The following is a 25,687-nucleotide window of genomic DNA, read 5'->3' as shown; positions in this document are numbered from 1 at the left end:
GCGGTCACCCTGCTACTCCCCCGGCTGAGGGACGGTGGGTTCGGCGATCGCCTGCGAGGAGCGGGCCGCGTAGTCGCGGTCGCCGACCAGGACGGCGTCGCGGCCGTCGATGTCGGAGAGCTGCACCTGGACCGCCTCGCGCAGCGAGGTGGGCAGGTTCTTGCCCACGTAGTCGGCGCGGATCGGCAGCTCGCGGTGGCCCCGGTCGACCAGGACGGCGAGCTGGACGGCGCGGGGGCGGCCGATGTCGCTCAGCGCGTCGAGCGCGGCGCGGATGGTGCGGCCGGAGAAGAGCACGTCGTCGACCAGGACGACCAGCTTGCCCTCGATGCCGCCGGCCGGTATCTCGGTGTGCTCCATCGCGCGGGCGGGCTTGAGCTGCAGGTCGTCCCGGTACATCGTGATGTCCAGGGTCCCGAGCGGGATCTCGCGGCCGGTGATCTGCGCCAGCTTGGCGTGCAGGCGGCGGGCGAGGTGGACCCCGCGGGTGTGGATGCCGAGGAGGACGACGTCCTCCGCGCCCTTGCCGCGCTCCACGATCTCGTGGGCGATGCGGGTGATGACCCGGGCGACGTCGGTGGCGTCGAGCACCTGGTGCGGTGGACGCGCGCTGTCAATGCGTGTGGTCATGCCGAAGCCGACCTCCTTCCCCGCCTCACGGGACGGGCTTTAAAGGATGTCTGGGGAGTGGCCCACCGGTCGCGCCGGAAGCCGCGCCCATCCTACCAGCGTGATCACGCCGCTCCGGCGCAGGCTCGCCGCACCCCGCGAGATCGCAGGTCAGGCCGGACGCCACCGCGCAGCCGGCGCTCCGGGCCCGGGCTATTCGCACGACTGCCCCATTCGGCTTGACGCGACTACCTCACTCTACGTAACCTCACAGTGAGTTACGAGACGGCCGTCGAACCCACCGGTAGGGCGGCCGGGCCGGCGTCGACCACCCGCATCCTCGTGGCTCACACCCAACGCTCAACGCGAAGCAATCTCGTCCGGGGAGACCAATGTCCAGCGACTACGCGAAGCAACTCGGAGGCAAACTCCGAGCGATCCGCACTCAGCAGGGTCTCTCCCTGCACGGCGTCGAGGAGAAGTCCCAGGGGCGCTGGAAGGCGGTCGTCGTCGGCTCCTACGAGCGCGGCGACCGTGCGGTGACGGTGCAGCGTCTCGCGGAGCTGGCCGAGTTCTACGGCGTCCCGGTGCAGGAGCTGCTGCCCGGCGGTACCCCGGGCGGTGCGGCGGAGCCGCCGCCGCGCCTGGTGCTCGACCTGGAGAGACTGACCCAGGTGCCGTCCGAGAAGGCCGGTCCGCTGCAGCGCTATGCGGCCACCATCCAGAGCCAGCGCGGTGACTACAACGGCAAGGTGCTCTCGATCCGCCAGGACGACCTGCGCACCCTGGCCGTGATCTACGACCAGTCGCCGTCGATCCTCACCGAGCAGCTGATCAGCTGGGGCGTGCTGAACCCGGACGCGCGCCGTGCGGTGCGCGACGAGGACGCAGGCTGACCTTTCGGTAGGTGCAGAAACGTCACGGCGGGGCGGACAGTTTCGGCTGTCCGCCCCGCTGTCGGCATCTCAGCACACCGTACCGAGGCTGAAGCCCGGCTCCGCCTCCACGTCCCCCAGGCTCATGGTCGCCGGCGTGTAGCCGTACCCCGTGCTCTGCCAGGCCCAGGCGACCTGCCGGTACTCGCCGCAGGCGCCCGCCGAGCCCTGCGAGCCGTACAGCAGCGCCGCCCCCGGCAGCTCGCGCACCAGGCCCGCGCAGAAGACCGCGCAGACCAGGTCGAGGTCCTCGTCGTTGATCCGCACCACGCCGTCCTCCCAGTGCAGGATCCGGGCGTCCGCCTCCAGCCGCCCGCCGGGAGCGTCCACGGCGCAGCGGAAGTGGTACGCCCCGCAGCCGGCCCCGACCAGCATCCGCCGGAACAGCTCGGCCCCCTGCTGGTGCGCCTGACGTACTGCCGGGTCCAGCTCCTCGTCGGGGCCGAAGAGCCCGCCGTCCAGCAGCAGGTCGATGTGCCGCAGCGTCAGCCCGCTCTCCCGGGCCCGGACCAGGCGCGGGATGAAGTCGCCGGAGAGCTCCTCGCCCTGGTAGGGCAGCAGCTGGGTCTGCAGCGCCGGGTTGACCAGGTAGCGGTCGCGCGCGGACTGCTCGGTGGGGTCGAGGCGGTGCAGCAGGCAGAAGTCGGCGAAGTCCGCGGGGTGGAACATCCGGGCCTGGACGGTGCCGAACGCGCGCTGTGCCTCGGAGAGCAGGACGGCGGTGTCGAGCAGGTAGCTGTCGAAGTCCGCGGCGTCGGTGAGCTGCCACGGCCGGGCCGCCTCGAAGTCGGCCCGGCTGGTCAGGATGCCCGTGATGAAGGCCTGCTCCTCACGGCGGCGGGCCTGCGCCTGGATCCGGGCCCGGGCGGGGTTGCCCGAGGTGCAGCGGGAGGTCCGGGGGGGTCGGCTGTTCCGGGACATCGGGGGCTCCTGGGGGCGGGGAATCGGGAGCGGCGGGGGTGCCGCTGATCCTCTTCCTCCCCGCCCCCACGGGTCGCACACGCACCGCATGTCACAGAGTTGTAACTGAACGTGACGGTTCGGCTACTGCGGCCTCGGGGCCCGGGCGAGCTGGCGGGACTGGGCGACCAGGCGGCCGGACTCGTCCCACACCTCGGCGTCCTCCTCGAAGTAGCCGCCGGCCAGGTTGCGGGTGGCGTGGCTGACGCGCAGCCAGCCCGGCACCGGCCTGGCCCGCAGATGGACCGTCAGCTCGATGGTCGGCGCCCAGCCCGGCATACCGAGGTCGAAGGTCACCGGCGGCAGCGCGTCCGCGACCAGGAGCAGCATCAGCGGGTCCGGCTCGCGCCCGTCGGCCAGCCTGAACCAGCCCTGGATCCGCCCGTTCCCGGACGGCTGCCCGACCGCCCACCCGACGGTCGACGGGTCCAGCCGCAGGTCGAAGCGCTCCAGCAGGGCGGCCTGCTTGATCAGCGCCTTGGGCGCGTGCTCCATGCCGATGCACTCCTCGGGCGGCGGCAGCTGCGGCGGCCGGGCCGTGGTGCGCACGTCGTCCTCGGCGCCGGCCAGATCCCCGTACGTGGCGAGCACGCGCAGCCGCTCCTCGCCGCCCTGGCTGAGCGAGGCGGTGCCGGTGGAGAGGCTGCGGCCCTGGCGGACCGGCTCGGTGCGGACGGTGGCTGGCCCGGGTCTGGCCGCCGAGAGGTAGTACCCGCTGATCGAGACCGGGTCGGCGTGCTCGCCGTGCTCGCCGAGCTCCAGCGACAGCGCATGTCCGGCCACCGCGAGCAGCAGCCCGCCGTTGACGCCTCCGCCGATCTGCCAGCCGGCGTCGAGTTCGCCGTCGTACAGGCCCGGCTCCCCCGGGCGCCGGGCCAGGGCGATGCCCTGGTCGAACTCACTGCGTGTCGTGGTGGTCATGGGTGGTACGCCCTTCACTACTGGGTTACCCGTCAGTAGCCAAAGATACGTCAGCCCCGTGAACGCGCGAAGGCCGCCGGACCAATTGGTCGGGCGGCCTTCGTCGGAGCGCGAGAGGTGCGTCAGTCCCGGCGGATCGTCGGCTTGAGCTCCTTGAAGCGCGCGAGCAGACCGTTGACGAACGCCGGGGAGTCGTCCGTGGAGTACTCCTTGGCGATCTCGACGGCCTCGTCCAGGACGACCGCGTCCGGGACGCCGTCCTCCCAGATCAGCTCGTAGGCGCCGAGGCGCAGGACGTTGCGGTCCACGATCGGCATCCGGTCGAGCGTCCAGCCCACCGCGTACTGCGCGATCAGGTCGTCGATCCGACGGGCGTACTGGACGTACCCCTCGATCAGCTGCATGGTGTACTCGCCCACCTGCGGCGTGCCCTCGTCCGGCTTCGGGTCGCGCGCGCGGGCGACCCAGTCAGCGAGTACGCGCTGCGGGTCGACGCCGCGGTGGTCGGCCTCGAAGAGGATCTGGAAGGCTCGCGTACGGGCCTTGCTACGTGCAGCCGACACGGACTTACTTCACCCGGCCGAGGTAGCTGCCGTCGCGGGTGTCGACCTTGATCTTCTCACCGGTGACGATGAAGAGCGGGACGGCGATCTCGGCGCCGGTCTCCAGCGTGGCCGGCTTGGAGCCACCGGTGGAGCGGTCGCCCTGGACGCCCGGCTCGGTGTGGGAGATGACCAGCTCGACGGAGGCCGGGAGCTCGATGTAGATGGCGGCGCCCTCGTACATGGCGACCAGGGCCTCGAAGCCCTCCAGCAGGTACTTGGCGGCGTCGCCGACGACCTCGGGGCCGACCATGATCTGGTCGTAGGTGTCCGTGTCCATGAACACGAACTGCTCGCCGTCCTTGTAGGAGAACTGCATCCCACGCTTGTCGACGTTGGCGGTCTCGACCTTGGTACCGGCGTTGAAGGTCTTGTCGACGACCTTGCCGGTCAGGACCTCCTTGAGCTTGGTGCGCACGAAGGCCGGGCCCTTACCGGGCTTGACGTGCTGGAACTCGACGACGGACCACAGCTTTCCACCGTCGAGCTTGAGGACCATGCCGTTCTTGAGATCGTTCGTGGAAGCCACGGGCGCACTTACTCCTGATATAGCTGTCAAGGAACCAAGGGGGTGCGGCCTGGGCCCCGCCGACAGCGGGACTTACAGGGCGAGGAGCTCCTTGGTCGTGATGGTGAGCAGCTCGGGCCCGCCCTCTTCGAGGGGGCGTACGACGAGCGTGTCCTCGATCCGGACCCCGCCCTTGCCCGGGATGTGCACCCCTGGGCCGACGGTTACCGGCACGCGATTGTCCAGTTTACCCATGTCGGCGGGGCCGAGGCGCGGCGCCTCCCGGATCTCCAGCCCGATTCCGTGTCCGAGCGGGTGCGGAGAGCTCTCGGAGTGCCCGGCGGCCTGCAGGATCTCGCGGGCCGCCTGGTCCGGCGCATGCTGCGGGACACCGGGGCCGAGAGCCTCCCGACCGGCCCGCTGGGCCCGGAAGACCAGGCGGTGCAGGTCCATCTGCCACTGCGCCGGGGCTGCTCCGATGACGAACGTACGCGCGGTGGAGACCGCGTAGCCGCGGTACTGCGCACCGAGCACGACGGTCAGGAAGTCGCCCTCCTCGACCCTGCGGTCGGTCGGCTGGTGCGCCTCCTGCCCCGAGTGGGTGCCGGTGCCGACGGAGACCGGGAAGGCGGCGCGATCGGCACCGTGGTCGATCATCCGCCGCTCCAGCTCCATCGCCAGGTGCCGCTCCGTACGGCCGACCAGGATGGATTCCAGCAGCTCGCCGAGAGCCTGGTCGGCGATCTCGGCCGCGATCCGCAGATCGGCGATCTCGTGCTCGTCCTTGACCACCCGCAGCCGCTCGACGGCCTGGGCGAGATCCCGCAGGCTCACACCCTCGGCGAGCTGGGCCACCGCACGGTGACGGCTGACGGTGAGGTCGTGCTCCTCGACGGCCATGTGCTGGACCCGCAGCCGGGAGGCGGCCTCGGCGGCGGCCATCGCGGTGTCGGCGTCGGCGGGGACGGGAAGCTGGGCCACGTCCTCGCTGAGCAGGTGCTCACCGGTGTCGTCCTGCGGCAGGTCGTCGGGCAGGGCGAGCAGCGCGCGCTCGCGGGTCAGCAGCAGCGTCGCGCCGCAGGGCGCGCAGCCGGTGAGATAGCGGACGTTCGCGGCGCGGGTGATCAGCGCCGCATCGGCCCCCGAGGCACTGCAGTGTTCCCTCAGCCGCTCTCGCCGGACCGCGTACGCATCGGACATGAATCGAGCCTACGAAGCCCGGCCGGTTACCGCCCGTCGAGCGGGCCGACGGTGGCCGGAAGGATCCGGTGGCGGCGGCCGAGGCGGCCGTGGTCCACCCCGATCACGCACCGCCGGGGGTGGTTCCGACCGTGGCGAGGGCGGCGTCCACACTCGCGGCGATGTCGGTGATCGGGTAGAGCACCTCGCGGATCACCCGGTCCCCGTCCACGACCAGGGTCAGCCGCTTGAGGCGGGAGGTTCCGTTGCCCCGGAAGGTCGGCAGCCGGAGTGCGGCGGTGAGGTCGAGGCCGACGTCGGAGAGCAGCGGGAAGTCCAGCCGTTCCGCGTCGGCGAAGGCCCGCTGCTCATCGGGACGCTGGGTGCTCACGCCGTGCACGGTCGCACCGGCGGCGGTGAACTCGGCCAACCTGTCCCGGTAGGTACGGGACTCCAGCGTGCAGCCCGGCGCACCGGGCACGGCCGACCAGCCGGGCGGGTACGCGTCCGGGCGGGCAAAGGCCCCGGGGAAGCAGTAGACGACGGTGAACGGGCTCCGCGCGACGGGATCGCGCGGCCGGCCGTCGGAGTCGGTGAGCAGCAGTTCGGGTACCCGGGTGCCGACGAGGGCGTGGACGCGCTCGGCCTCCCGCGAGGCCTCAGCGGTGGTGGCCGTGGGCTCGCCGTCGCCGAGCAGCCAGCTGTCACCCCAGTCCTGGAGGGCGACCAGCACGGGCAGCAGGGCCCGCCCACGCGGCGTCAGCCGGTACTCGTACCGGACCGGCCGCTGCTGGTACGGCTCTCGGGCCAGTACCTCGGCGTCGACCAGCAGCCGCAGACGCTCCGCCAGGACCTTCCTCGACAGACCCAGCTCTTGCTGCAGCTGGTCGAAGCGGCAGAGTCCGCGCGCCGCGTCCCGGACGATCAGCAGCGTCCAGGCGTCGCCGACCACATCGAGGGACTGGGCGATCGCGCAGTTCGCGTCGTCCGGCCCGCCACGTCTTGGCACCTGCTCCCCCTCCCCTGTTCGCGTTGACCGTCAGCCTGCCATGCTGCCATAGTCAGTTCCCTTGAGGAACTTACTAGGGGGCTCAGTGCGTGCTGTGCCGAGGGCGGTCTGGCTGCTGTCCGCCGGGATCTTCGTCAACATGCTGGTGGCCTTCACCTTCGTCTATCTCTTCGTCTACCTGACGTCCTCGCGGGGGCTGAGCGTCACCGAGGCCGGGACGATCGCGGGCGTCGGCGGGGTGGGCCTGGTCGCCGGGAACTTCACCGGCGGGTGGTTCGGCGACCGCTTCGGGCACCGCCGGACGCTGCTCACCGGCTCGGTGGTCTCGGGCACCGGCCTGGTCGCGCTGCCCGTCCTGCCGACCGCCGCACTGCTGCTCGTCCTGCCGCTGTGTCAGTACGCGGCGGGGGCGGTACGGGCCGCCAACTCGGCGCTGGTCGCCGCAGCCGTCCCCCCGGGCTCCCGCCGGCAGGGCTTCGCCGTGATGCGCTTCGCCGCCAACGCGGGCTTCACCGTCGGGCCGCCGCTCGGCGCCCTGATCGCCACCCGCTTCTCGTACGGCTGGCTCTTCCTCGCCGACGGCCTCGGGACGCTGCTCTTCGCGGCCTACGCCTCCCGGGTGCTGACCGCCGAGGGGAGCCGGGCGCAGCGAGCCGCCGTACCCGCCGACGCCACCGGGCTCTGGGCGGCACTGCGGACCAGGCGGCCCGCCCTGCTGGTGCTGCTCCCCGCGATCGTCGTGGTCGACACGGTGTACCGGCAGCAGTACTCGACCCTCCCGGTCTTCCTCGCCGACCACGGCATCGGCACCGGCGTCTACGGGGCCCTGCTGGCCATCAACGGCGGGGCGATCCTCTGCCTGGAGCTGCCCGCCACCCTCGCCCTGCGCAACCGCGCGCCGCTGCGGATCATCGGCGCCGGGCTGCTGCTGGTGGGCCTCGGCTTCGCAGCCCTGGTCCCGGGGGCGTTCACGCTCTCCGCCGTGGCGATGATGCTGCTGGTCACGGCCGGCGAGATCCTCTACAAGACCCCGGCAACGGCGTACGTCGCGGACAGCGCGCCGGCACACCTCCAGGGCCGGTTCCAGAGCCTCTACGCGGGCGCGTCCATCAGCGGCACGGTGCTCGCGCCACCGCTGGGCGGTGCGGTCTACGAGGCGGCGCCGGGCCTGCTCTGGCCGCTCTGCGGAGTGCTCGCCGCACTGGCGGGGGCCGCCGTACTGGTGGCCTCCCGCCACAGGACCGCGGGCCGGGCGGTGGGCGCGGAAGGCGGGGCCGTCTCCCGCGCCCGGGGCGAGGTCCGCGCGTGATGCAGAGCGGGATTCAGAGTGCGATGAGGCCCCGCTGGTAGGCGCGGACCAGGTGGCGCGGGACGAGGTGCTCACGGCCGTCGACGGTGATCGGGACGAGCTGCGGGGCGGCGGCCTTCCACTGGGAGCGGCGGTGCCGGGTGTTGCTGCGGGACATCTTGCGCTTGGGTACGGCCATCGGTCGGGCTCCTTCAGCGGGTGGTGGACGAGTACGGGAGCAGGGCCATCTCGCGGGCGTTCTTGATGGCGCGGGCCATCGCCCGCTGCTGCTGCTCGGTGAGGCGGGAGACCCGGCGGCTGCGGATCTTGCCGCGGTCGGAGATGAACTTCCGCAGCAGGTCGGTGTCCTTGTAGTCGATGTAGGTGATGCCCGCCGCGATCAGCGGGTTGGGGCGGGGCTTCGCGGGGGCGCCGGGGTGCTTGCGCATCTGGGAGCTCCTTCGGGAGACGGGGCCGAGGCCAGGAGATGGGACCGAGTTCAGGAGACCGGGCGAGTTCAGGCGACAGGGTCGAGCAGGTCCTCGAAGGCGTCCGGGAGGGCCTTCCAACCGGGCTCACCCGCCGCGAGTTCGGCGTCGTCGAGGAGGCAGGAGTCGAGCAGTTCGACGATGCCGTCCGCGTCCAGGCCGTCGGCGGTGAAGCTGAGCTGCTGGATGCGGTCGCCGTGGACGGGGTGCCAGTCCAGGGCTGCGGCGGCCCGGCGGGTGGGCGGGTAGAGCTCCCAGACGGCGTCCGGGAGCGAGGTCAGCCACGGGCCGCACTCCTCGACGGCCAGGCTGGCCCCGGCGGCGTCCCAGGCGAGCATCAGCTCGGGCCGATTGGCCAGCCAGAACCGGCCCCGGCTGCGCTGGGCGGCCGGGACGAGCTGCTCAAGGGCCTCGTGCAGCCTGGCCGGGTGCAGCGGACGGCGGCGCTCCCAGACCACGGTGGCGACCCCGGCCTCGTCGTGCTCCTGCGGCAGCAGCGCGACGGCCGGGTTGACCCGGTCGCGGGCCGCTGCCACGTCGAAGCCGCCGAGCGCGGCCCTGGTGAGCGAGCCCGTGCCGAGCCGGACCACCCGGGCGGTGGGGTGCAGCTGACGGAGCATCGAGAGGCCGCCCCGGCGGTGGTCGCCGCCCGAGCGCGGCACCGCGAGCGTGGTGGCGTACTCGATCTGGTGGGCGAGCGCCTCGGCCCGGGTACGGGTGTCCTGGGCGGCCGTGTGCTCGCCGTGCTCGGTCAGTTCGTCGGAGACCGACAGGTCACCGATCAGGGTGAGCGGGTCGACGGCCGTGACGACGCCCGCGAGCTCGACGGCCTCGTGCAGGCAGCGGTCGCCCACCTCGCCGCCGGCGATCAGCTCGACCACCGGGTGCGGGTCGCTGCCACCCCACAGCTCGACGACGGCCAGCCCGTGCTGCCCGGCGTCGGCGATCCGCAGCAGCTCAGGCAGCAGGTCCTCGCGCAGGGCGCAGCAGGGGCAGTCGTTGGTGAGCGGCACCTCCGCCAGGCCGTACGGGCCATCGGCGTCGCGGCACTCGCGGTACACGGTGCCGGACGAGGCGTCGCGCAGGTCGTGGTGGAGCACGACGGCGTCGACGCAGGTGTCCAGCAGTTCCTGGACGGCCTGGCGGCGCTCGGCCCGGTGCAGGCCGGCCACCACCACGACCGGAAGTTTGATCTCCTCGTTGTTCTCCTCGGACACGGGCTCCCCTCCTACCAGCTGGCCTTGCGCACACCCGGCAGGTGGCCCGCATGGGCGTGCGTACGCAGGTTGATCCGGGACAGGCCGAAGGCGCGGAGGTAGCCGCGCGGGCGGCCGTCGACGCTGTCGCGGTTGCGCAGCCTGGTGGCGCTGGCGTCGCGGGGCTGGCGGGCCAGCTCCTGCTGGGCGGCCTGGCGCTCGGCCGGCCCGGTCGCGGGGTGGGCGATCAGCCGCTTCAGCTCGGCTCGGCGCTCGGCGTACCTCGCGACGATCGCGCGGCGGGCCTCGTTCTTGGCGATCTTGCTCTGCTTGGCCATCAGACCTTCTCCCCCCGGGCGCGGATACGGGCGGCGGCGGCCTCGATGCCGATCGTGTCGACGGTCTTGATGCCGGCCGCGCTGAGCGTGAGGCGTACGTGGCGGCCCTCGCTCGCGAGCCAGTAGCGCTTGCGCTGGATGTTGGGGTCGAAGCGGCGGCGGGTGCGGCGGTGCGAGTGGGAGATCGCGTTGCCGAAGCCCGGCCTGCGGCCGGTCAGCTGGCAGTGGGCGGACATGGGGATGCTCCATCGGCTGCGGGAATAGGCAGGACCGGGCTAACGCTACACCAGATGAAAACGACATCCATTTCGGTATAGTCGAATCCGAACCTGCGATCCGAACCCGCCAGGAGGAGCACAGATGGCCCGCAACGAGCTGCGCCCGATCGTCAAACTGCGGTCGACCGCCGGCACCGGTTACACGTACGTGACCCGGAAGAACCGCCGCAACGACCCCGACCGGCTGACCCTGCGCAAGTACGACCCGGCGGCGCGGCAGCACGTGCTGTTCCGCGAAGAGCGCTGACCCTCACCCCAAGGAGCCCCCACATGCAGTCCGGCATCCACCCCGAGTACCGGTCCGTCGTCTTCCGCGACAAGGCCGGCGGCCTCGCCTTCCTGACCCGGTCGACGATCGACAGCACCCGCACCGTCGAGTGGGAGGACGGGAACACCTACCCCGTCGTCGACGTGGAGATCTCCTCGGCGAGCCACCCCTTCTACACCGGCAAGTCCCGCGTGCTCGACACGGCGGGCCGCGTCGAGCTCTTCCAGCGCCGCTACGGCCTGGGAAACTGACCCGGAGTCGACGAAGGCGCCCTTCCCCGGCGGGGGAAGGGCGCCTCTCTCGTGTTCGGCTTCAGCGCGCCGGCGGCGGTACCGAGACCACGAGGGTGACCCGGAGCGGCACGGCACCGTCGTTGCGGTAGCCGTGCGGGACGCCGGCTTCGTACGAGGCGGTGCTGCCCGCCGGCACCAGGTGGTCCTGGCCGTCCAGGGCCAGCGTCAGCTCACCCTCGTCGACCCGGGCGATCTCGACCGTCCCGGGCGGATGGGCGTCCGAGGTGTGCCCCTCCCCCGGCATCAGCAGCCAGTGCCAGAGTTCGAGCGGCCCGGGGGCCTCGACGCCGTTGAGCAGCACCCCACTGCTCCCCGCCGCGGTGGACCAGAGCTGGACGGCCTCCTCCGCGGGCACGATCCGCACCTGCGAGGTCTCGTCGTAGTCGAGCAGCCGGGCGATGCTGACGCCGAGGGCGTCGGCGAGCCGGACCACCGTGCCGACGCTGGGATTGGTGCGGGCCCGCTCGATCTGCACGATCATTCCGCGGCTGACGCCCGCGCGGGCGGCCAGCGCGTCGAGGGTGTGGCCTCGGTCGGCGCGCAGCCGCCGGAGGTTCCGGGCGAGGGCCTGGGAGACGAGATCGGGGTCCGGCACGCGGGAAATCCTAGCTAGTCCAATAAACTGATTCGTCTGGTTCAGTGCAATGAACTAGGCTGCTTGTCAGCCAAGAGTTCAATCAACTGTACTTCGGAGTCCACTGTGATACCCCAGACCGGCATCCTGCCATGAGCGCCGTCCTGGCCCTGACCGCCAGCCTGCTGTGGGGGCTGGCCGACTACGGCGGCGGCGCGCTGACCCGGCGGATCTCCGCGTTGACGGTGGTGGTCGCCTCGCAGAGCGCGGCCACCGTGCTGCTGGTGGTCGCGGTGCTCGCCACGGGCAGCCTGGCGGACGCCTCGTCCGCGCTCTGGTACGCGGTCGCCGCCGGGGTGATCGGGCCGTTCGCGATGCTGGCCTTCTACCGGGCGCTGGCGCTCGGCCCGATGGGGGTGGTCTCGCCGCTGGCCACCGTCGGGGTGGCCGTCCCGGTCGGGGTCGGGCTGATGCTGGGCGAGCGGCCGGGCGCGGCACAGGCGGCCGGTATCGCGGTCGCGGTGCTCGGTGTGGTGCTGGCGGGCGGCCCCCAGCGCGGCGGCCCGGCGGCCGCCGGGCGGGTGCTGGCGCTCACCATCGGCGCCGCCTTCGGCTTCGGCGCCGTGATGGCACTGATCGCGCATGCCTCCGCCGGGGGCGGGCTGCTGCTGGCGCTGTGCGTCCAGCGGCTGTGCAACGTCGCGGTGGGCGGTGCCGCACTGCTGGCGGCCCGTCAGCAGCCCACCGGCCTCGGCACGCTCCGCCGCAGCCTGCCGGCGCTCACCGCCGTCGGGGTCGCGGACGTGGCCGCCAACGGCGCGTACGCCGCCGCCTCGCACAGCGGGTCGGTGGCGGTGGCCGCCGTGCTCGCCTCGCTCTACCCCGTGGTCACCGCGCTGATGGCGCGCGGGCTGCTGAAGGAGCGGCTGCGGCGGGTGCAGATGGTCGGCGCGGGGTTGGCCGTGGTGGGGACCCTGCTGCTGGCAGCAGGGTGATCCCACCCCGCCGGGCCCATCCCCTCCACGGGCCCGGCGCGGCGGATCAGTTGGCCGTGGTCCAGCGCTGCTCGACCCTGGCGAAGCGCCAGTAGCCGATCGCCGCGACCCAGACCACGAAGAACAGGCCGACGATCACGAACCCGACGTTGTCCAGGCTGAGTCCGGCGATCCATCCGGTCACCGGGTCGGTCAGGTCGAGCTTCTCGTGCAGGACGCCGACCAGCTCGATGGTGCCGATGACGAAGGCCACCGCGATCGACAGACCGGTGATGGTGAGGTTGTAGTAGACCTTGCGGACGGGGTTGGAGAACGCCCACTGGTAGGCGAAGTTCATGAACGTGCCGTCCAGCGTGTCGAACAGGCTCATCCCGGCGGCGAACAGCAGCGGCAGGCAGACGATGGCGTACCAGGGCAGGCCGGCGGCCGCGCCCGAGCCCGCCATCACCATCAGCGTGACCTCGGTCGCGGTGTCGAAGCCGAGGCCGAGCACCATGCCGACCGGGAACATCTGGCCCGGGCGGGTGATCGAGCGCGTGGCCCGGCCGAGGATGCGGTTCATCAGACCGCGCGAGTTGAGGTGCGCCTCCAGCTCGGTCTCGTCGAACTGCCCGGCCCGCATCGCCCGGAAGACCCGCAGGATGCCGAGCAGCGCCGCCAGGTTCAGTGCGGCGATCAGGTACAGGAAGGCGCCCGAGGCCGTGGTGCCGACCATCCCGAGCAGCTGATGGGTCGTCGACTCCTCGTCCATCAGCGTCCCCGCGAGGGCCGCGCCGCCGGCCACCAGCGCCGCCATCATCACGACCATCGAGGAGTGCCCGAGCGCGAACCAGAAGCCCACCGAGACGGGGCGCTTGCCGTCGGCCATCAGCTTGCGGGTGGTGTTGTCGATCACCGCGATGTGGTCGGCGTCGAAGGCGTGCCGCATGCCGAGGGTGTACGCCGTGATGCCGAGCCCGACCCCGAAGACCTGCGTCCCGACCTCGTAGTTCTCCGGCACCACCAGGAAGAACAGCGTCCCGAAGGCCAGCACGTGCATGGCCAGGATCACGCCCATGAGACCGGCCGTGCGGACGGTGTCCTCACGCTTCCAGTTGAAGACGGGCAGGGCGGGGACCGCCGTCGGGGCAGCACCGATTTCGGGCAGGGTCATCTGCGGTCACGCTCCAGCACCTCGTGGATCACTTCGTGAGATGCCGTGGCCGGTCTCCTGGCTGACGGGTCGAACGCACCGTGTCCGGCCTTCCCAGGCGCTCTCACGCCCAGTGGCCTCCCGACCCGCGAGGGTGGGACTGACACGGCTGCTTCCCGATCACAGTGGCGAGGGCCGCTCCGGTCTGAGACCCCTGAGGATCCGTCACCGGTCTTCCCGAGCACCACGGCGTGGACCACCGTAGGGGTCGCGCGGGTACGGCTGCAAGCCTGCACACCTGTGCAGGTGTCATGGATCACAGGCCCGCCTGCTGCAAGAATGCTCGGCATGCATCTCGTCCCCGCCGAGCGCGCAAGCCACCGGACCATCGACGGGCACCGGGTCTGCGAGGCCATCGCCGCCATCGGCGACGCCGAGCACGTACGGGCCTGGGCCGAGCGCTTCGCCCTGCTCGCCGACCCGGGACGGCTCTCGCTGCTGCTCGCCCTGCACGAGACCGGCCCGCTCGCCGTCACCGACCTCGCCGTCGCCACCGGTATGCGCGACCCCGCCGTCTCCCAGGCCCTCCGACTGCTCCGCGCGGCCGGGCTGGTCGCCGGCGAGCGGGACGGGCGGGTGGTGCGCTACCGGCTGGTGGACAGCGCGATCGGCGAGGTCCTGGCCCACGGGGTGCTCGGGTACCGGGAGGGCGCCTGACCCCTCACGGGGTGGGCCAGCCGTCCACGGTGGTGATGGTCCGGCTGTAGCTGCCGTCGGCGTCGGTGCTGCGGTAGGTCTCGGCCGAGCTTCCCGTCCGTACGGTCGCGTCGCCGTTGTGGCGGTGGGCGGTCGGGCGGAGGGTGTGGTCGACGCTGGAGTAGGCCGCGACGTGGGCGCCGGTGGCGGTGGTGTCGGTGCGGTGGTAGCCGAGGTCCATGGCGGTCCGCTGGTCGGAGTTCCCCGCCGCGTCCTGGCTCACCCGGTACGTCACCTCCAGCGGCTCGCTCTCGTGCACGGTGTGCACCCGGTGCGGGCCGCCGCCCCAGCTGGCGGTCGTCCAGGTGAGCTCGGCGCCGTTGTGCAGGGTCAGGTCGTTGCCGCGGTCCTTGAGCTGCTGGCCGGAGCGGAACGTCAGGTCGCCGCGCACCTCGGTGGTCACCCGGCCGTGCGAGGTCTGCACCCAGCCCCGGGCCAGGTCGTGCCGGCTCGCGGTGACCGTCCAGCGGCCGCTGCCGCCGCCCTGGTCGGTGAGGGCGGTGCCGACGGCCGCCTCGGGGGCGACCTGGTACTGCGTCAGCCCGCCGGTGGTGCGGGCACTGCCGTGGTCGACGGTGGCGAAGAGGTTGACCTGGCCCGTCCAGGCGTCGTTGCTCTGGCTCTCCGCCTGGTTGACCGCGATCGAGACGCTGTGCGGGCGGCCGTCCAGCAGCAGCCCCACGTAGGGCGTCAGGTCCACCTGGTACGCGGGCAGGTCGAAGGCGAAGATCCCGGGAGTGGGCCGCCAGAGCAGCGGGTCCCAGCCGCCGGTGTAGATCACCGGGTACGGCCAGACCGCGCCGGCCACCCGGCCGTCGACGGAGAGGCGCAGCTCGCGGAACGGCCCCTTGCCGCAGTAGCCGAGGCCCGGGTTGGCCTGGACGAAGGCGTCCGGCGCGGAGGCGTACGCGAACTCCTCGCAGGCGCCGCCGCCGCGTGCGTACACCTCGGCCGTGAGGCTCTCCAGGTTCTGCGGGAAGACCAGGTCCTTGGCGGTGGACGGCGCGCCCTGGGTCAGGGTGAAGGCGCCGGTGGTGAGCAGCCGGTCGGCGGTGCGGGCCGCCGGCCAGGCGGCCGAGGCGGTGTAGAAGGTGAACGTCGCCGAGACGTGGAAGACGCCGGTGTAGGTGCTGTCCGTGACGTTCGGGAGGTCGAACTCGAAGGGCTGCGGGGTGTTCAGGACGGGGGCGTAACGGGTCACGTCGCGCTCCGCATGCCACTCGATGCCGTCCTGGGAGGGCTCGGGAGTGGAGGACATCATGACTTCGTAGCCGCCGACCCGGACGGTGAAGAGCCGGTCGAACTGCCGCCCGGCGACGCTTCCGTGCAGGTCCAGCACGACCTTGGACCAGGGCCCGGCGCAGTCGGCGGGCGGGGTGAGCGAGGCCGCGTACGGGGTGTCCGGCGGGTTGCCGTAGCCGTTGCGGAACTGCTGGTCGTGCATCACCTCGACCGTGCAGGCCTTGGTGTCCGGCCGGGTCAGCGGCTTCGCCGCGGTGATCGGGTTGTGGTAGTCGCTGCCGAAGTCGGCGTGCGCCGGGCCGCCGGTCAGGAGCGTGGCGGCGAGGGCGAGGACGGCGGCGGAGAGGGCGCGCACCGCGCGTCGTACTACCGGATGAGCTGACAAGACCTCGGCCTCGATTCGCGTTGCGGACACCGGCCCTGACGGGCCATCGGCATCCTTCAGGCGATGAGTTGCACCTGTCAAGGGTGCGGCAGGGCGCCCGAGCGCTGAGACCTACCTCACAGGAACGACGGACGGGCAGCCGGGCTCTTTCGGGTGTCGGACCGTCAGCACTCCTCCCGAGGTGACCTCATGAAGCGTCGAACCGCCGCCACCGCCGTCGCAGCCGTCCTGGCCGGGGACGCCCTGCTGCACCTCTACTGGGCCACCGGCCGGACCTGGCCCGGCCAGGACACCGTGGAGCTCTCCCAGCTGATCCTGAACACCGACGTGCCGTTCACCAAGCCCGTACTGCTGCCTCTGGCCACCCTGCTGCTCGGGGCCTCGGCCACCGTGCTGGCCCAGGGCGGCGCCCTGAAGCTGCCCGCACCGCCCGCCGCGCTGACGTGGGGGACGCGGGCGGTGGCGGGCGGGATGCTGCTGCGCGGCCTCGCCGGGGTGGTCTGGGCCACCGGGCTCGGCGCGGACGTCCACTCGCGCTTCTACCTGATCAACCTGGTGCTCTACACGCCGCTCTGCCTGGGCGGCGCGGCGCTGGCCTGGCGTGCGGCGCGGCGGACCGCCTGATCAGCGCTGCTGGCAGCTGGGGCACCAGAAGAGGTTGCGCGCGGCGTGCGTCTCGGTGCGCACCTCCGCACCGCAGACCAGGCAGGGCATGGCCGCACGGCGGTAGACGTACACCTCGCCGCCGTGGTCGTCGACCCGGGGCGGCCGGCCCATCGCCTCGGGGGTGTGTTCGGGGCGGACGGTGTCGATCCGCCCGGCGCCGACGCCGTCGTGCATCAGCGCGACCAGGTCGGCCCAGATGGCGTCCCACTCGGCCCGGGTGAGGTCGCGCCCGGGCCGGTGCGGGTTGATGCCCAGGCGGAAGAGCACCTCGGCGCGGTAGACGTTCCCGACGCCGGCCAGCACCTTCTGGTCCATCAGCAGGGCGGCTATCGTGCTGCCGCTGCGGGAGACCCGCTGCCAGGCGGCGGCGGGCGCGGCGTCGGGGCGCAGCGGGTCGGGGCCGAGGCGCGCGTGTACGGCCGCCTTCTCGGCGGGGGTGAGCAGCTCGCAGGTGTTGGGGCCGCGCAGGTCCGCGTACGCCTCGTCGTTCTCCAGGCGCAGCCGGATCAGCCCGACCGGGTCGGGTGCCGGGCCGGAGCCGAAGGTGAAACCGCCGTACAGACCGAGGTGGATGTGCAGCCAGGCCCCCGCCTCGAAGCCGAGGAAGAGGTGCTTGCCGTGGGCCTCCGCCTCGGCCAGCAGCTGGCCGTCGATCATCGCGGCACCCTCGGCGAAGCGGCCCTGCGGGCTGGAGACGCGGGCGGGGCGGTCACCGAAGGTCTTGAAGTTCTCGGCGGCCAGGCGGTGGATGATGTGGCCTTCGGGCACGGGCGTCAGCTCCCCCGGGAGTTCGATGCGACCTGGTCATCATCGCAGGTGGGACTGACAGCCGGGAAAGACCGGCAGCTCAGCCGACCGGACGGGCCGCCAGCCGGGACATGATCACCTGGTCGAGGGCGGCGGCCGTGGCGGTGACGTCCAGCTGGGAGTTGTCGATGATCGGCAGCCCGGAGCTGTACCAGCCGGCCATCCGCCCGTGGATCCGGGCGACCTCCTCGTCCGTGAGCCGGCGGTTGCCGCTGCGCCGGGCGTTACGGGCGAGCACGGAGTCCAGGCCGGGCAGCAGCACGACCGGGATCATGCCCGGCCCGATGTGCCGCTTCCAGCCGCCCAGGCCGATCGCCGGGCGGTCCGGGAAGACCGCGTCGTCGATGATGCAGGAGATGCCGTTGGCGAGGTAGTTGCGGCACGCGAAGCCGCAGGTGCGGCGGGCCAGCCGGTACTGCGCCTCGGAGGCGTTGTTCCAGCCGGACTGCGGGTTGGCGAAGCCGGACTGCACCCACTCGCGCACGTCGTCCAGGCTGATGTGCGCGGTCGCGGTCGGGCGGCGCTCCGCCCAGTGCCGGGCGACGGTCGTCTTGCCCGCACCCGCCGGGCCGATCAGCAGCACCGCGAGCGGGCCGACGGGCGCCTGCTGCTGCACCGCGTGCGCCGGGAGCTGCACCGGCGCACCCGTCGGAAGCAGGAAGTGGCCGGTAGCGCCCGGCGGGACGGCCGCGCTGGGCGCCGTCAGGTGGGGACGCGCGCCGGGCGGCTGCGGGTACGGCGGGTGTGCGCCCGCGGGCTGTACGGGGTAACCGGGCGGCGGCACCGGCGGTCGCGGCGGCACCTGCCCTCCCGCTGCGTACTGCGTCACTGTCACCTCCCGACATGTCCCGACGGGGACACTACACGGAGGCCCGGCGGCAGGCACAGCCCGCCGCCGGGCCGACGTGATCAGCCGTCAGCACGTGGTCAGCGCGTCGTCAGCTGCTCGGCGATGGCGCGCAGGGCCAGCTCGTACGAGCCGATGCCGAAGCCGGCGATGGTGCCGGAGGCCACGGCGGCGATCACCGAGGTGTGGCGGAACTCCTCGCGGGCGTACGGGTTGGAGATGTGCACCTCGATCAGCGGGGCGGTCCGCTGGGCCGCGGCGTCCCGCATCGCGTACGAGTAGTGCGTGAACGCGCCCGGGTTGATCACCACGGGGGTGCGCTCGTCCGCCGCCCGGTGCAGCCACTCGACCATCTGCTGCTCGGAGTTGGTCTCCTTGACCTCGACCTCGAAGCCGAACTCCTTGCCGAGCGCGGTGCAGCGCTCGACCAGGCCGGTGTAGGAGGTGGCGCCGTAGACGTCCGGCTCCCGGCTGCCGAGGCGGCCGAGGTTGGGGCCGTTGAGCACCAGCACCCGGGTCATGACGAGACCTCCGCGTACGCCGCGACCAGCAGCGACGGGTCCGGGCCCTCCAGGACGGAGGTCTTGGCGAGGCCGTCCAGGACGATGAAGCGCAGCAGGTCGCCGCGCGACTTCTTGTCGATCTTCATGGCGTCCAGCAGCTTCGGCCAGGCGTCCGCGCGGTAGCTCAGCGGCAGACCGACCGAGGCGAGGACGGTTCGGTGCCGGTCGGCCGTCTCGTCGTCCAGGCGGCCCGCCAGGCGGCCCAGTTCGGCGGCGAAGACCATACCGATCGAGATCGCGGCGCCGTGCCGCCACTTGTAGCGCTCGTTGCGCTCGATGGCGTGGCCCAGGGTGTGCCCGTAGTTGAGGATCTCCCGGCGGCCGGCCTCCTTGAGGTCGCCGGAGACCACGTCGGCCTTGACCTGGATGGCCCGCCGGATCAGCTCGACGGTGTGCGCGCCCGCCGGGGTCTTGGCGCCCTCGGGGTCGGCCTCGATCAGGTCGAGGATCACCGGGTCGGCGATGAAGCCGCACTTGATGACCTCGGCCAGTCCGGAGACGTAGTCGTGCTTGGGGACGGTGTCCAGCGTCGCCAGGTCGGCGAGGACGCCCACCGGCGGGTGGAAGGCGCCGACCATGTTCTTGCCCTCGGCGATGTTGATGCCGGTCTTGCCGCCGACGGCCGCGTCGACCATGCCGAGCAGCGTGGTGGGCATGGAGATCCAGCGCACCCCGCGCAGCCAGGTGGCCGCCACGAAGCCGGCCAGGTCGGTGGTCGCGCCGCCGCCCAGGCCCACGACGACGTCGCTGCGGGTGAAGCCGGTCTGGCCGAGCACCGACCAGCAGTACGCGGCGACCTCGGCGCTCTTGGCGTCCTCGGCGTTGGGGACCTGGAGGAGGATCGCCTCGTAGCCCTCGGCGGCGAGGTCCTCGCGGATCGCCTCGCCGGTGGCCTCCAGCGCCTCCGGGTGGATGATCGCGACCCGCCGGGCCTGGGTGCCGATCAGCCCGCCCAGCTCACCGAGCAGCTGACGGCCGATCAGCACGTCGTACGGGTCGTGGCCGGCGCTGCCACCGACGTGGATGGTGACGGTGTCAGTCATCAGTACTTCAGCTCCAGTGCTTCGAGTACGGCGTCGGCGACCTGCTCCGGCGGGCGCCCCTCGGTGTCGACGACGGCGGTGGCCACCTCCAGGTAGAGGGGGCGGCGGGCCTCCATCAGCTCCCGCCAGGCGGCGCGGGGGTTGACCGCGAGCAGCGGGCGCGGCGCGTCCAGGCCGACCCGCTTCACGGCGTCGCCCAGCGCGACCTCGAGGAAGACCACCGGCAGGCCCTTGAGCAGCGTGCGCGTGGCCTCGGCCATCACGGCTCCGCCGCCGAGGGCCAGCACGCCGTCGTGGGTCTCGGCGGCCGCGCGGACGGCCCGCACCTCCAGCTCGCGGAAGTGCGGCTCGCCCTCGTCGATGAAGATCTCGGGGATCGGCTTGCCCGCCAGCTGCTCGATATCGGCGTCGGTGTCCCGGAAGGTGACCCCGAGGCGCTCGGCGAGCAGCCGGCCGACCGTGCTCTTGCCGGCCCCGGGCGGGCCGACCAGCACGACGACGGGCGCCACACCCGGCTTGACGATTCGCCCGCTCATCAGCGGACGATCAGGTTGTCGAGGTACCCCTGCACGTTGCGGCGGGTCTCGGAGACGTTGTCGCCGCCGAACTTCTCGCTCACCGCATCGGCCAGCACCAGCGCGACCATCGCCTCGGCGACGATGCCGGCGGCCGGGACGGCGCAGACGTCCGAGCGCTGGTGGTGCGCCTTGGCGGGCTCGCCGGTGCGCACGTCCAGGGTCTGCAGGGCGCGCGGGACGGTGGCGATCGGCTTCATGGCGGCGCGCACGCGCAGCAGCTCGCCGGTGGAGAGGCCGCCCTCGGTGCCGCCGGAGCGGCCGGAGGTGCGCTTGACGCCGTCCGGGGTCGGGATGATCTCGTCGTGCGCCTGCGAGCCGGGGATCCGGGCCAGCTCGAAGCCGTCGCCGACCTCGACGCCCTTGATCGCCTGGATGCCCATCAGCGCGGCGGCGAGCCGGGCGTCCAGGCGGCGGTCCCAGTGCACATGGGAGCCGAGGCCCGGCGGGAGACCGTACGCGAGCACCTCGACCACGCCGCCGAGGGTGTCGCCGTCCTTGTGGGCCTGGTCGATCTCGGCGACCATCCGCTTCGAGGCGTCGGCGTCCAGACAGCGCACCGGGTCCTCGTCGAGGCGGGCCTCGTCGGAGGGGAGCGGCAGCACACCGGCCGGGGCCTTGGCGGCGGCCAGCTCGACCACGTGCGAGACCAGCTCGATGCCGCAGGTCTCCTTGAGGTAGGAGCGTGCGACCGCGCCGAGGGCCACGCGGGCGGCCGTCTCGCGGGCGCTGGCGCGCTCCAGGATCGGGCGGGCCTCGTCGATCGAGTACTTCTGCATGCCGGCCAGGTCGGCGTGGCCGGGGCGCGGGCGGGTCAGCGCCTCGTTACGGGCCAGGCCGGCCAGGATCTCGGGGTCGACCGGGTCGGCCGACATGACCTGCTCCCACTTGGGCCACTCGGTGTTGCCGACCATGATCGCGACCGGGCTGCCCATGGTCAGGCCGTGCCGCACACCGCCGAGGAAGGTGACCTCGTCCTGCTCGAACTTCATCCGGGCACCGCGGCCGTAGCCGAGCCGCCGACGGGCCAGCGCGTCGGCCACCATCTCGGTGGTCACCGGCACACCGGCCGGCAGGCCCTCCAGCGTCGCGACCAGTGCGGGGCCGTGCGACTCCCCCGCCGTCAGCCAGCGCAACGTACCCAACGGAGCTCCTTCGTCAGCGGCCCGGCGCGCGGTGTGTCAGCCGCTCGCCGACCGGGGCGTTCGTCCGGCGGGCCCTGCGGGGGCCCACCTCTCTGCTCCCGATCTTTTCATGCCGACGCAGCCGCGCGGGCCACGGTCCGCGTGGCGGACACTGCGCTGGACAACCCGTGAGGCGCTCAGCTCCCGGCGAGCGCCGCCTCGCCGGCCGCACGCATCGCCGCCAGCGGTCCGGGCACCGCGCCGGTGAACCGTTCGAACTGGAGCACTGCCTGGTGCACCAGCAGATCGAGCCCGCCGAGCACCGTCGCGCCGCGCTCCGCACATGCGCTGACCAGCTTCGTTGGCCACGGGTGGTACAGCACGTCGAACAGCACGCCGGGCGTGTCGGGCACCGCGGCGGCGAAGGAATCAGTGGCCCCGGCAGGGGTGGTGGAGATCGTCAGCGGGGTCGCGAGGGCCTCCGCCGCGCGCTCCCAGGCGGCCGTCCGAAGGGTCAGACCGAGGCGCTCTCCGAGGGCGCGCATCTCGGCGGCTCGTTCAGCACTTCGCACATACGCTGTCACCTCGCCGGTGCAGATCCGGGCCAGCGCGGCCAGCGCCGAGGACGCGGTGGCACCCGCGCCGAGCACGGCAGCCGACTCCACCCGCTCGATCCCACGCTCGCGCAGCGCGTTCACCAGACCGGGGACATCGGTGTTGTCGCCGCTGCGCCGACCGTCCGGGCCAAACACCACGGTGTTGACCGCGTCCACCGCCAGCGCCGTCTCGCTGACCTCGTCCAGCAGCGGGATGATCGCCCGCTTCAGCGGCATGGTGAGCGACAGCCCCGCCCACTCCGCGCCGAGGTCCGCGACGAAGGCGGGCAGCGCCGCCTCGTCCACCTCGAAGCGGTCGTAGCGCCAGTCGAACAGGCCCAGCGCGGCGAACCCGGCCCGGTGCAGCACCGGGGAAAGGGAGTGGGCGATCGGCGAGCCGAGCACGGCGGCGCGACGCTGTGTGGTCACATCATCCTCACTTGCACTGACCGGCCTTCTGGTCGAAGCCCTTGCCCTGGCCGGTGCACCACTCCTGGACGTTCTTCAGGTGCTCGTCCCAGGTGGCGGCGAACCGGGTCTCCTGCGGGTTCATGGCGATCCAGTAGATCCAGTCGCCCGGAGTCGGGTTCAGGACGGCCTTGATCGCCTCGTCGCCGGGGTTGGCGATCGGGGTCGGCGGCAGGCCCTTCCTCTTGTACGTGTTGTACGGGCTGTCCCGGTCGTGCTCCGCCGCCGTGAAGGTGATGCGCCCCAGCTCGTACTGCAGGGTCGTGTCGAGTTCGAGCCGGCCCCAGGTCCCCTTGGGCGGCCCGGCGTTGGTGTTGAGGCGGTTGGACATCGCCCGCGCCATCTTGCCGAAGTCGGCCGAGTTGTTGCCCTCGGCCTGGAGGATGCTCGCCTCGATGAGGACCTCGTAGCCGCTCTTCAGGCCGATCTTCCGGGCGCCCTCGTCGAGCTTGAGGTCCTGGTAGTGCTGGTTGGCGTTGGCGACCATCTGCTTGAGCAGGTCCTCGGGCTTCATTCCATCGGTGACCGAGTACCGGGTCGGGTAGAGGAAGCCCTCCAGGTTGCCGTTCGCGTACGCCGGCAGGCCGAGGCCGGCCGCCTGGTCCTTGGCGACGTTGGCGGTGGTCCCCTTCTGCAGCTTCAGCTTGGTGTCGATCGCCGTGTAGATGTCGACGGCCTTCTTGCCCTCGGGGATAACGAGAGCGTTGCCGCCGTTCGACTCGACCAGCTGCGCCACCGCGGCCTTCGCCGACATCTGGTGGTGCATGGTGTAGGCGCCGGGCTGGATGGTGGCGGCCTTGGGGTTGTTGTTGAAGGCGCTGACGAAGGCGGCGGTGCTCTTGACCACGCCCGCCTCCTTCAGCGCCGCGCCCATCGCCTCGCCGGTGGAGCCGGGCTTGATCTCGACGTTCACCGAGCCGCTGCCCTCGCCGGAGTAGTCCGGCGGCGGGCCGAAATGGGTCTGGTAGAAGCCGTAGCCCCACCAGCCGGCGCCGCCCACGCCGCCGAGCAGCACCAGGGCGACCAGCAGGCAGGCGCCGCTGTTGCGGCGGCCCGACTTCTTGCCCTTCTCCTTGCGCTTGCGCTCGGCCTCGCGGGAGGTGTCCTGGTCCCCGCCGAAGAAGGAGTCGCTCTCCGGCTCGACGTGGTCGGCCGGCTCCTCCTCCCACAGCTCCGGCTCGGCCTCCGGCTCGACGCGGGGGGCGTCCAGCGCCGCCGCCTCGGCCTCCCAGTCGATGCCGTCCGGGCCGGGGCCCGAGGGCTGCGGGACCTGCGGCTGCGGCGCCTGCGGCCGCATGGCCTGCTGGGGTCGCGGCTGCTGCACGAACTGCTGCTGCTGCGGCCAGGCCTGCTGCTGGGGGTTCTGCTGCTGCGGGTAGCCCTGCTGCTGCCCGTACTGGCCCTGGCCGTACGGGTTCTGCTGCTGTGGGTAGCCCTGCTGCTGGCCGTACGGGCCCTGCGGCCAAGGCTGCTGCTGCTGCTGGGGATTCTGCTGCTGTGGGAAGCCCTGCTGCTGGCCGTACGGGCCCGGCTGCTGAGCCTGCTGCTGCCAGGTGTCCGCCTGCTGACCGCCGTACCCGGGGTCGCCTGGGTGCCACGGCTGGGAGCCTCGGGGGTTGTAGCCCCCACCCAGATCAGTCATCGATCCCCTTAAGCCGACGGAGACGGCCGCGCGGTCTGACCGGCCGTCCGGGACGGCGTCCCGGAAACGTCTCGAACCGGCGTGCTAGCGCAACGCCTGAAGGGAGACGTTACCGTACCGCAGTCGGGGCCCCGCCCTGGCCAACCAGCTGTCAGTGGCTGCTGGCGCTGGGTGAGGAACCCTGCTCGGCCTGGTAGGCGTTGAACTCCTCGACGTTCTTCTGCTGCTGCTCGAAGCTGTCGGTGAAGCGGGTGTCGCCCGGCCTCACGGTGACGAAGTAGAGCCAGTCCCCCTCCGCGGGGCGGGTGGCCGCCTGGATCGCGTCCCGCCCGGGGTTGGCGATCGGGGTCGGCGGCAGGCCGGTGTGGAGGTAGGTGTTGAAGGGCGAGTCCAGCTTGGTGTCGGTTTCGGTGGTGGTCAGCGTGGCACGGCCGAGGGCGTAGTTGATGGCCGAGTCGAGCTGCAGCGGCATGCCCTTGGCCAGGCGGTTGTAGACCACCCTGGCGACCTTGGCCATGTCCTCCGGGTTGTCCGACTCCCCCTGCACCAGGCTGGCGATGGTGACGACTCCGTACGGGCTCTGGCCGTTGGCGTCCGCGGCGCCCTCGACGCCGTCGGAGCCGAAGACCTTGCCGGCCTGCGCGACCATCTGCCGGAGCAGGCCGAGCACGGTGGTCTCGCCGGTGACGGGGTAGGTGGCGGGGAAGAGGAAGCCCTCCGCGTTGCCGTGCGTGTAGCCGGGCAGGCCAAGCTCGGCGGCGTGCTGCTTCGCGGTGCTCTGCGCGGTGCCCGCCGGCAGTTTCAGCTTGTCGTCGAGGGCGGCGTAGATCTGCTCGGCCCGCCGGCCCTCCGGGATGGTCAGCGCGTTGGCGTTGGCAGGGTCGAGCAGGACGTTCAGCGCCGAGGCCGCCGACATCTTCCTGTGCAGCGTGTACGTACCGGGCTGGATCCGCTTGGCCACCGCGCTCAGGGCCGCCGCCTCGGTGAAGGCCCTGGTGCTGGCCACCACGCCGTCCTTCATGAGCACCTGGCCGATCTGGGTCAGCGTGGCGCCCTGGGCGACGGAGACCTGGACGGTGTCCGGGCCACCACCGCCCGCGAAGTCGGCGGCCGGCCCCTCGTCCCTCGGCCACCAGAGATACCCCACCAGCGCGACACCGCCGAGCACCGCCAGCAGGACCAGCACACTCAGGCAGCAGGCCAGCCCGCTGCGCAGCCGCCGCAGATCGGGCGGCCCGACGGCGTACGGCTGCCCGGGCGGCCGTCCCTCGGGCTCCGTCGGCGGTGCGCCCAGGTGACCGGGCGTCAGGCCCGGGGTGGTGTACGGATCGGTCAAGGCGCCCCTCCCTCCGGAAAGGTCGGGGGCCCGTGCGGACGCGTCCGCACGGGCCCCCACCGGG

Annotated in this window: 31 protein-coding genes and 1 riboswitch; of the genes, 7 read left to right on the top strand and 24 right to left on the bottom strand. The window is 72.4% G+C overall.

Annotation, left to right across the window (positions count from 1 at the left end; all coding sequences use genetic code 11):
• Nucleotides 1–12: 12 nt before the first annotated feature.
• A complete protein-coding gene (pyrR, locus tag FB465_RS30505) occupies nt 13–630 on the bottom strand; it encodes a bifunctional pyr operon transcriptional regulator/uracil phosphoribosyltransferase PyrR (RefSeq protein ID WP_145795739.1) in 618 nt (205 codons plus the stop codon).
• Nucleotides 631–1,001: 371 nt separating this feature from the next.
• Here pyrR and bldD point away from each other — a divergent pair, with 371 nt between their 5' ends.
• Nucleotides 1,002–1,505 carry a transcriptional regulator BldD gene (gene bldD / locus FB465_RS30500; RefSeq protein ID WP_035795779.1) on the top strand — a complete coding sequence of 168 codons (504 nt, stop codon included), beginning with the start codon at nt 1,002–1,004 and terminating at the stop codon, nt 1,503–1,505.
• Between the two features lie 69 nt (nt 1,506–1,574).
• Here bldD and FB465_RS30495 read toward each other — a convergent pair whose 3' ends face one another.
• The 6 genes from FB465_RS30495 to FB465_RS30470 form a co-directional block, all read right to left on the bottom strand.
• Entirely contained in the window at nt 1,575–2,465 is an 891-nt protein-coding gene (locus FB465_RS30495) for a hypothetical protein (RefSeq protein WP_145795737.1), read from the bottom strand.
• Between the two features lie 123 nt (nt 2,466–2,588).
• A complete protein-coding gene (locus FB465_RS30490; RefSeq protein WP_145795735.1) occupies nt 2,589–3,425 on the bottom strand; it encodes a thioesterase family protein in 837 nt (278 codons plus the stop codon).
• Nucleotides 3,426–3,547: 122 nt separating this feature from the next.
• Nucleotides 3,548–3,988, bottom strand: coding sequence for a transcription antitermination factor NusB (gene nusB, locus FB465_RS30485; protein ID WP_145795733.1), 441 nt, complete (start codon nt 3,986–3,988; stop codon nt 3,548–3,550).
• 4 nt (nt 3,989–3,992) lie between these two features.
• Nucleotides 3,993–4,556: an elongation factor P gene (gene efp / locus FB465_RS30480; protein ID WP_145795731.1), complete on the bottom strand. Its 564-nt coding sequence runs from the start codon at nt 4,554–4,556 to the stop codon at nt 3,993–3,995.
• 72 nt (nt 4,557–4,628) lie between these two features.
• On the bottom strand, nt 4,629–5,735 hold the full coding sequence (locus tag FB465_RS30475; protein ID WP_145795729.1) for a M24 family metallopeptidase: 1,107 nt from the start codon (nt 5,733–5,735) through the stop codon (nt 4,629–4,631).
• Between the two features lie 103 nt (nt 5,736–5,838).
• Nucleotides 5,839–6,723, bottom strand: a complete 885-nt coding sequence (locus tag FB465_RS30470; protein ID WP_145795727.1) for a winged helix-turn-helix transcriptional regulator — start codon at nt 6,721–6,723, stop codon at nt 5,839–5,841.
• 139 nt (nt 6,724–6,862) lie between these two features.
• Between FB465_RS30470 and FB465_RS30465 the strand changes: the two genes are divergently transcribed.
• Nucleotides 6,863–8,032, top strand: coding sequence for an MFS transporter (locus FB465_RS30465; protein WP_145797683.1), 1,170 nt, complete (start codon nt 6,863–6,865; stop codon nt 8,030–8,032).
• A gap of 13 nt (nt 8,033–8,045) precedes the next feature.
• Here FB465_RS30465 and rpmF read toward each other — a convergent pair whose 3' ends face one another.
• The 5 genes from rpmF to rpmB all read right to left on the bottom strand — a co-directional run bounded on the left by rpmF (nt 8,046) and on the right by rpmB (nt 10,269).
• Complete coding sequence (gene rpmF / locus FB465_RS30460) at nt 8,046–8,210, bottom strand: 50S ribosomal protein L32 (protein ID WP_145795725.1); 165 nt, start codon at nt 8,208–8,210, stop codon at nt 8,046–8,048.
• A gap of 13 nt (nt 8,211–8,223) precedes the next feature.
• Nucleotides 8,224–8,460, bottom strand: coding sequence for a 30S ribosomal protein S18 (rpsR, locus tag FB465_RS30455; RefSeq protein WP_145795723.1), 237 nt, complete (start codon nt 8,458–8,460; stop codon nt 8,224–8,226).
• Nucleotides 8,461–8,528: 68 nt separating this feature from the next.
• Nucleotides 8,529–9,716: a CobW family GTP-binding protein gene (locus FB465_RS30450; RefSeq protein WP_246192932.1), complete on the bottom strand. Its 1,188-nt coding sequence runs from the start codon at nt 9,714–9,716 to the stop codon at nt 8,529–8,531.
• An 11-nt stretch (nt 9,717–9,727) separates the two neighbouring features.
• On the bottom strand, nt 9,728–10,033 hold the full coding sequence (gene rpsN / locus FB465_RS30445) for a 30S ribosomal protein S14 (RefSeq protein ID WP_145795721.1): 306 nt from the start codon (nt 10,031–10,033) through the stop codon (nt 9,728–9,730).
• Nucleotides 10,033–10,269, bottom strand: a complete 237-nt coding sequence (rpmB, locus tag FB465_RS30440; protein WP_145795719.1) for a 50S ribosomal protein L28 — start codon at nt 10,267–10,269, stop codon at nt 10,033–10,035. Before rpmB ends, rpsN begins: the two co-directional genes overlap by 1 nt.
• 124 nt (nt 10,270–10,393) lie before the next feature.
• On the opposite strand from rpmB, the gene rpmG reads away from it, so the two are divergent.
• Together rpmG and FB465_RS30430 are read left to right on the top strand one after the other, a co-directional pair.
• The gene (gene rpmG / locus FB465_RS30435) at nt 10,394–10,558 is read left to right on the top strand and encodes a 50S ribosomal protein L33 (protein ID WP_145795717.1); all 165 of its coding nucleotides are present in this window, start codon (nt 10,394–10,396) and stop codon (nt 10,556–10,558) included.
• 23 nt (nt 10,559–10,581) lie between these two features.
• Nucleotides 10,582–10,830, top strand: a complete 249-nt coding sequence (locus tag FB465_RS30430) for a type B 50S ribosomal protein L31 (protein ID WP_145795716.1) — start codon at nt 10,582–10,584, stop codon at nt 10,828–10,830.
• Nucleotides 10,831–10,891: 61 nt separating this feature from the next.
• On the opposite strand, the gene FB465_RS30425 is transcribed toward FB465_RS30430, so the two are convergent.
• On the bottom strand, nt 10,892–11,467 hold the full coding sequence (locus FB465_RS30425; RefSeq protein ID WP_145795714.1) for a helix-turn-helix transcriptional regulator: 576 nt from the start codon (nt 11,465–11,467) through the stop codon (nt 10,892–10,894).
• A 131-nt stretch (nt 11,468–11,598) separates the two neighbouring features.
• Here FB465_RS30425 and FB465_RS30420 point away from each other — a divergent pair, with 131 nt between their 5' ends.
• The gene (locus FB465_RS30420) at nt 11,599–12,441 is read left to right on the top strand and encodes a DMT family transporter (RefSeq protein ID WP_145795712.1); all 843 of its coding nucleotides are present in this window, start codon (nt 11,599–11,601) and stop codon (nt 12,439–12,441) included.
• Between the two features lie 46 nt (nt 12,442–12,487).
• On the opposite strand, the gene nicT is transcribed toward FB465_RS30420, so the two are convergent.
• Nucleotides 12,488–13,594 carry a Nickel transporter NicT gene (nicT, locus tag FB465_RS30415; protein WP_145795710.1) on the bottom strand — a complete coding sequence of 369 codons (1,107 nt, stop codon included), beginning with the start codon at nt 13,592–13,594 and terminating at the stop codon, nt 12,488–12,490.
• A gap of 30 nt (nt 13,595–13,624) precedes the next feature.
• Nucleotides 13,625–13,837: riboswitch (cobalamin riboswitch) on the bottom strand.
• A gap of 84 nt (nt 13,838–13,921) precedes the next feature.
• Between nicT and FB465_RS30410 the strand changes: the two genes are divergently transcribed.
• Nucleotides 13,922–14,290, top strand: a complete 369-nt coding sequence (locus FB465_RS30410; RefSeq protein ID WP_145795709.1) for an ArsR/SmtB family transcription factor — start codon at nt 13,922–13,924, stop codon at nt 14,288–14,290.
• Between the two features lie 4 nt (nt 14,291–14,294).
• Here the strand turns inward: FB465_RS30410 and FB465_RS30405 are convergent, their stop codons facing one another.
• On the bottom strand, nt 14,295–15,926 hold the full coding sequence (locus tag FB465_RS30405) for a peptide-N4-asparagine amidase (RefSeq protein ID WP_145795707.1): 1,632 nt from the start codon (nt 15,924–15,926) through the stop codon (nt 14,295–14,297).
• 219 nt (nt 15,927–16,145) lie between these two features.
• Between FB465_RS30405 and FB465_RS30400 the strand changes: the two genes are divergently transcribed.
• The gene (locus tag FB465_RS30400) at nt 16,146–16,580 is read left to right on the top strand and encodes a DUF3995 domain-containing protein (RefSeq protein WP_145795706.1); all 435 of its coding nucleotides are present in this window, start codon (nt 16,146–16,148) and stop codon (nt 16,578–16,580) included.
• On the opposite strand, the gene FB465_RS30395 is transcribed toward FB465_RS30400, so the two are convergent.
• The 9 genes from FB465_RS30395 to mltG (FB465_RS30355) all read right to left on the bottom strand — a co-directional run bounded on the left by FB465_RS30395 (nt 16,581) and on the right by mltG (FB465_RS30355) (nt 25,623).
• Nucleotides 16,581–17,390: an Fpg/Nei family DNA glycosylase gene (locus FB465_RS30395; RefSeq protein WP_145795704.1), complete on the bottom strand. Its 810-nt coding sequence runs from the start codon at nt 17,388–17,390 to the stop codon at nt 16,581–16,583. It lies immediately after the preceding gene.
• A gap of 79 nt (nt 17,391–17,469) precedes the next feature.
• Nucleotides 17,470–18,258 (bottom strand): AAA family ATPase, encoded by a 789-nt coding sequence (locus tag FB465_RS30390; protein WP_246192931.1) that lies wholly within the window; start codon nt 18,256–18,258, stop codon nt 17,470–17,472.
• A gap of 98 nt (nt 18,259–18,356) precedes the next feature.
• Nucleotides 18,357–18,797: a type II 3-dehydroquinate dehydratase gene (aroQ, locus tag FB465_RS30385; protein WP_145795700.1), complete on the bottom strand. Its 441-nt coding sequence runs from the start codon at nt 18,795–18,797 to the stop codon at nt 18,357–18,359.
• A complete protein-coding gene (gene aroB, locus FB465_RS30380; RefSeq protein ID WP_145795698.1) occupies nt 18,794–19,882 on the bottom strand; it encodes a 3-dehydroquinate synthase in 1,089 nt (362 codons plus the stop codon). Before aroB ends, aroQ begins: the two co-directional genes overlap by 4 nt.
• Nucleotides 19,882–20,418 carry a shikimate kinase gene (locus tag FB465_RS30375; RefSeq protein ID WP_145795697.1) on the bottom strand — a complete coding sequence of 179 codons (537 nt, stop codon included), beginning with the start codon at nt 20,416–20,418 and terminating at the stop codon, nt 19,882–19,884. Before FB465_RS30375 ends, aroB begins: the two co-directional genes overlap by 1 nt.
• Nucleotides 20,418–21,602, bottom strand: a complete 1,185-nt coding sequence (aroC, locus tag FB465_RS30370; protein ID WP_145795695.1) for a chorismate synthase — start codon at nt 21,600–21,602, stop codon at nt 20,418–20,420. The genes FB465_RS30375 and aroC overlap by 1 nt, the downstream gene beginning before the upstream one ends.
• A 176-nt stretch (nt 21,603–21,778) precedes the next feature.
• Entirely contained in the window at nt 21,779–22,606 is an 828-nt protein-coding gene (locus FB465_RS30365) for a shikimate dehydrogenase (protein ID WP_145795693.1), read from the bottom strand.
• A 7-nt stretch (nt 22,607–22,613) separates the two neighbouring features.
• Nucleotides 22,614–24,287, bottom strand: a complete 1,674-nt coding sequence (mltG, locus tag FB465_RS30360; protein ID WP_145795691.1) for an endolytic transglycosylase MltG — start codon at nt 24,285–24,287, stop codon at nt 22,614–22,616.
• Nucleotides 24,288–24,438: 151 nt separating this feature from the next.
• The gene (gene mltG, locus FB465_RS30355; RefSeq protein WP_246192929.1) at nt 24,439–25,623 is read right to left on the bottom strand and encodes an endolytic transglycosylase MltG; all 1,185 of its coding nucleotides are present in this window, start codon (nt 25,621–25,623) and stop codon (nt 24,439–24,441) included.
• Nucleotides 25,624–25,687 lie beyond the last annotated feature (64 nt).

It is taken from the genome of Kitasatospora atroaurantiaca, assembly GCF_007828955.1.
In the GTDB taxonomy this organism is placed as follows: Bacteria; Actinomycetota; Actinomycetes; order Streptomycetales; family Streptomycetaceae; genus Kitasatospora; species Kitasatospora atroaurantiaca.
This window is presented reverse-complemented; position numbering and strand designations above follow the sequence as displayed.

Coding starts and splice junctions, on each gene's coding strand:
- pyrR (WP_145795739.1), bottom strand. CDS start 630: ATGACCACACGCATTGACAGCGCGCGTCCACCGCACCAGGTGCTCGAC.
- bldD (WP_035795779.1), top strand. CDS start 1,002: ATGTCCAGCGACTACGCGAAGCAACTCGGAGGCAAACTCCGAGCGATC.
- FB465_RS30495 (WP_145795737.1), bottom strand. CDS start 2,465: ATGTCCCGGAACAGCCGACCCCCCCGGACCTCCCGCTGCACCTCGGGC.
- FB465_RS30490 (WP_145795735.1), bottom strand. CDS start 3,425: ATGACCACCACGACACGCAGTGAGTTCGACCAGGGCATCGCCCTGGCC.
- FB465_RS30475 (WP_145795729.1), bottom strand. CDS start 5,735: ATGTCCGATGCGTACGCGGTCCGGCGAGAGCGGCTGAGGGAACACTGC.
- FB465_RS30465 (WP_145797683.1), top strand. CDS start 6,863: ATGCTGGTGGCCTTCACCTTCGTCTATCTCTTCGTCTACCTGACGTCC.
- rpmF (WP_145795725.1), bottom strand. CDS start 8,210: ATGGCCGTACCCAAGCGCAAGATGTCCCGCAGCAACACCCGGCACCGC.
- rpsR (WP_145795723.1), bottom strand. CDS start 8,460: ATGCGCAAGCACCCCGGCGCCCCCGCGAAGCCCCGCCCCAACCCGCTG.
- rpsN (WP_145795721.1), bottom strand. CDS start 10,033: ATGGCCAAGCAGAGCAAGATCGCCAAGAACGAGGCCCGCCGCGCGATC.
- rpmB (WP_145795719.1), bottom strand. CDS start 10,269: ATGTCCGCCCACTGCCAGCTGACCGGCCGCAGGCCGGGCTTCGGCAAC.
- rpmG (WP_145795717.1), top strand. CDS start 10,394: ATGGCCCGCAACGAGCTGCGCCCGATCGTCAAACTGCGGTCGACCGCC.
- FB465_RS30430 (WP_145795716.1), top strand. CDS start 10,582: ATGCAGTCCGGCATCCACCCCGAGTACCGGTCCGTCGTCTTCCGCGAC.
- FB465_RS30420 (WP_145795712.1), top strand. CDS start 11,599: ATGAGCGCCGTCCTGGCCCTGACCGCCAGCCTGCTGTGGGGGCTGGCC.
- nicT (WP_145795710.1), bottom strand. CDS start 13,594: ATGACCCTGCCCGAAATCGGTGCTGCCCCGACGGCGGTCCCCGCCCTG.
- FB465_RS30410 (WP_145795709.1), top strand. CDS start 13,922: ATGCATCTCGTCCCCGCCGAGCGCGCAAGCCACCGGACCATCGACGGG.
- FB465_RS30400 (WP_145795706.1), top strand. CDS start 16,146: ATGAAGCGTCGAACCGCCGCCACCGCCGTCGCAGCCGTCCTGGCCGGG.
- aroQ (WP_145795700.1), bottom strand. CDS start 18,797: ATGACCCGGGTGCTGGTGCTCAACGGCCCCAACCTCGGCCGCCTCGGC.
- aroB (WP_145795698.1), bottom strand. CDS start 19,882: ATGACTGACACCGTCACCATCCACGTCGGTGGCAGCGCCGGCCACGAC.
- FB465_RS30375 (WP_145795697.1), bottom strand. CDS start 20,418: ATGAGCGGGCGAATCGTCAAGCCGGGTGTGGCGCCCGTCGTCGTGCTG.
- mltG (WP_145795691.1), bottom strand. CDS start 24,287: ATGACTGATCTGGGTGGGGGCTACAACCCCCGAGGCTCCCAGCCGTGG.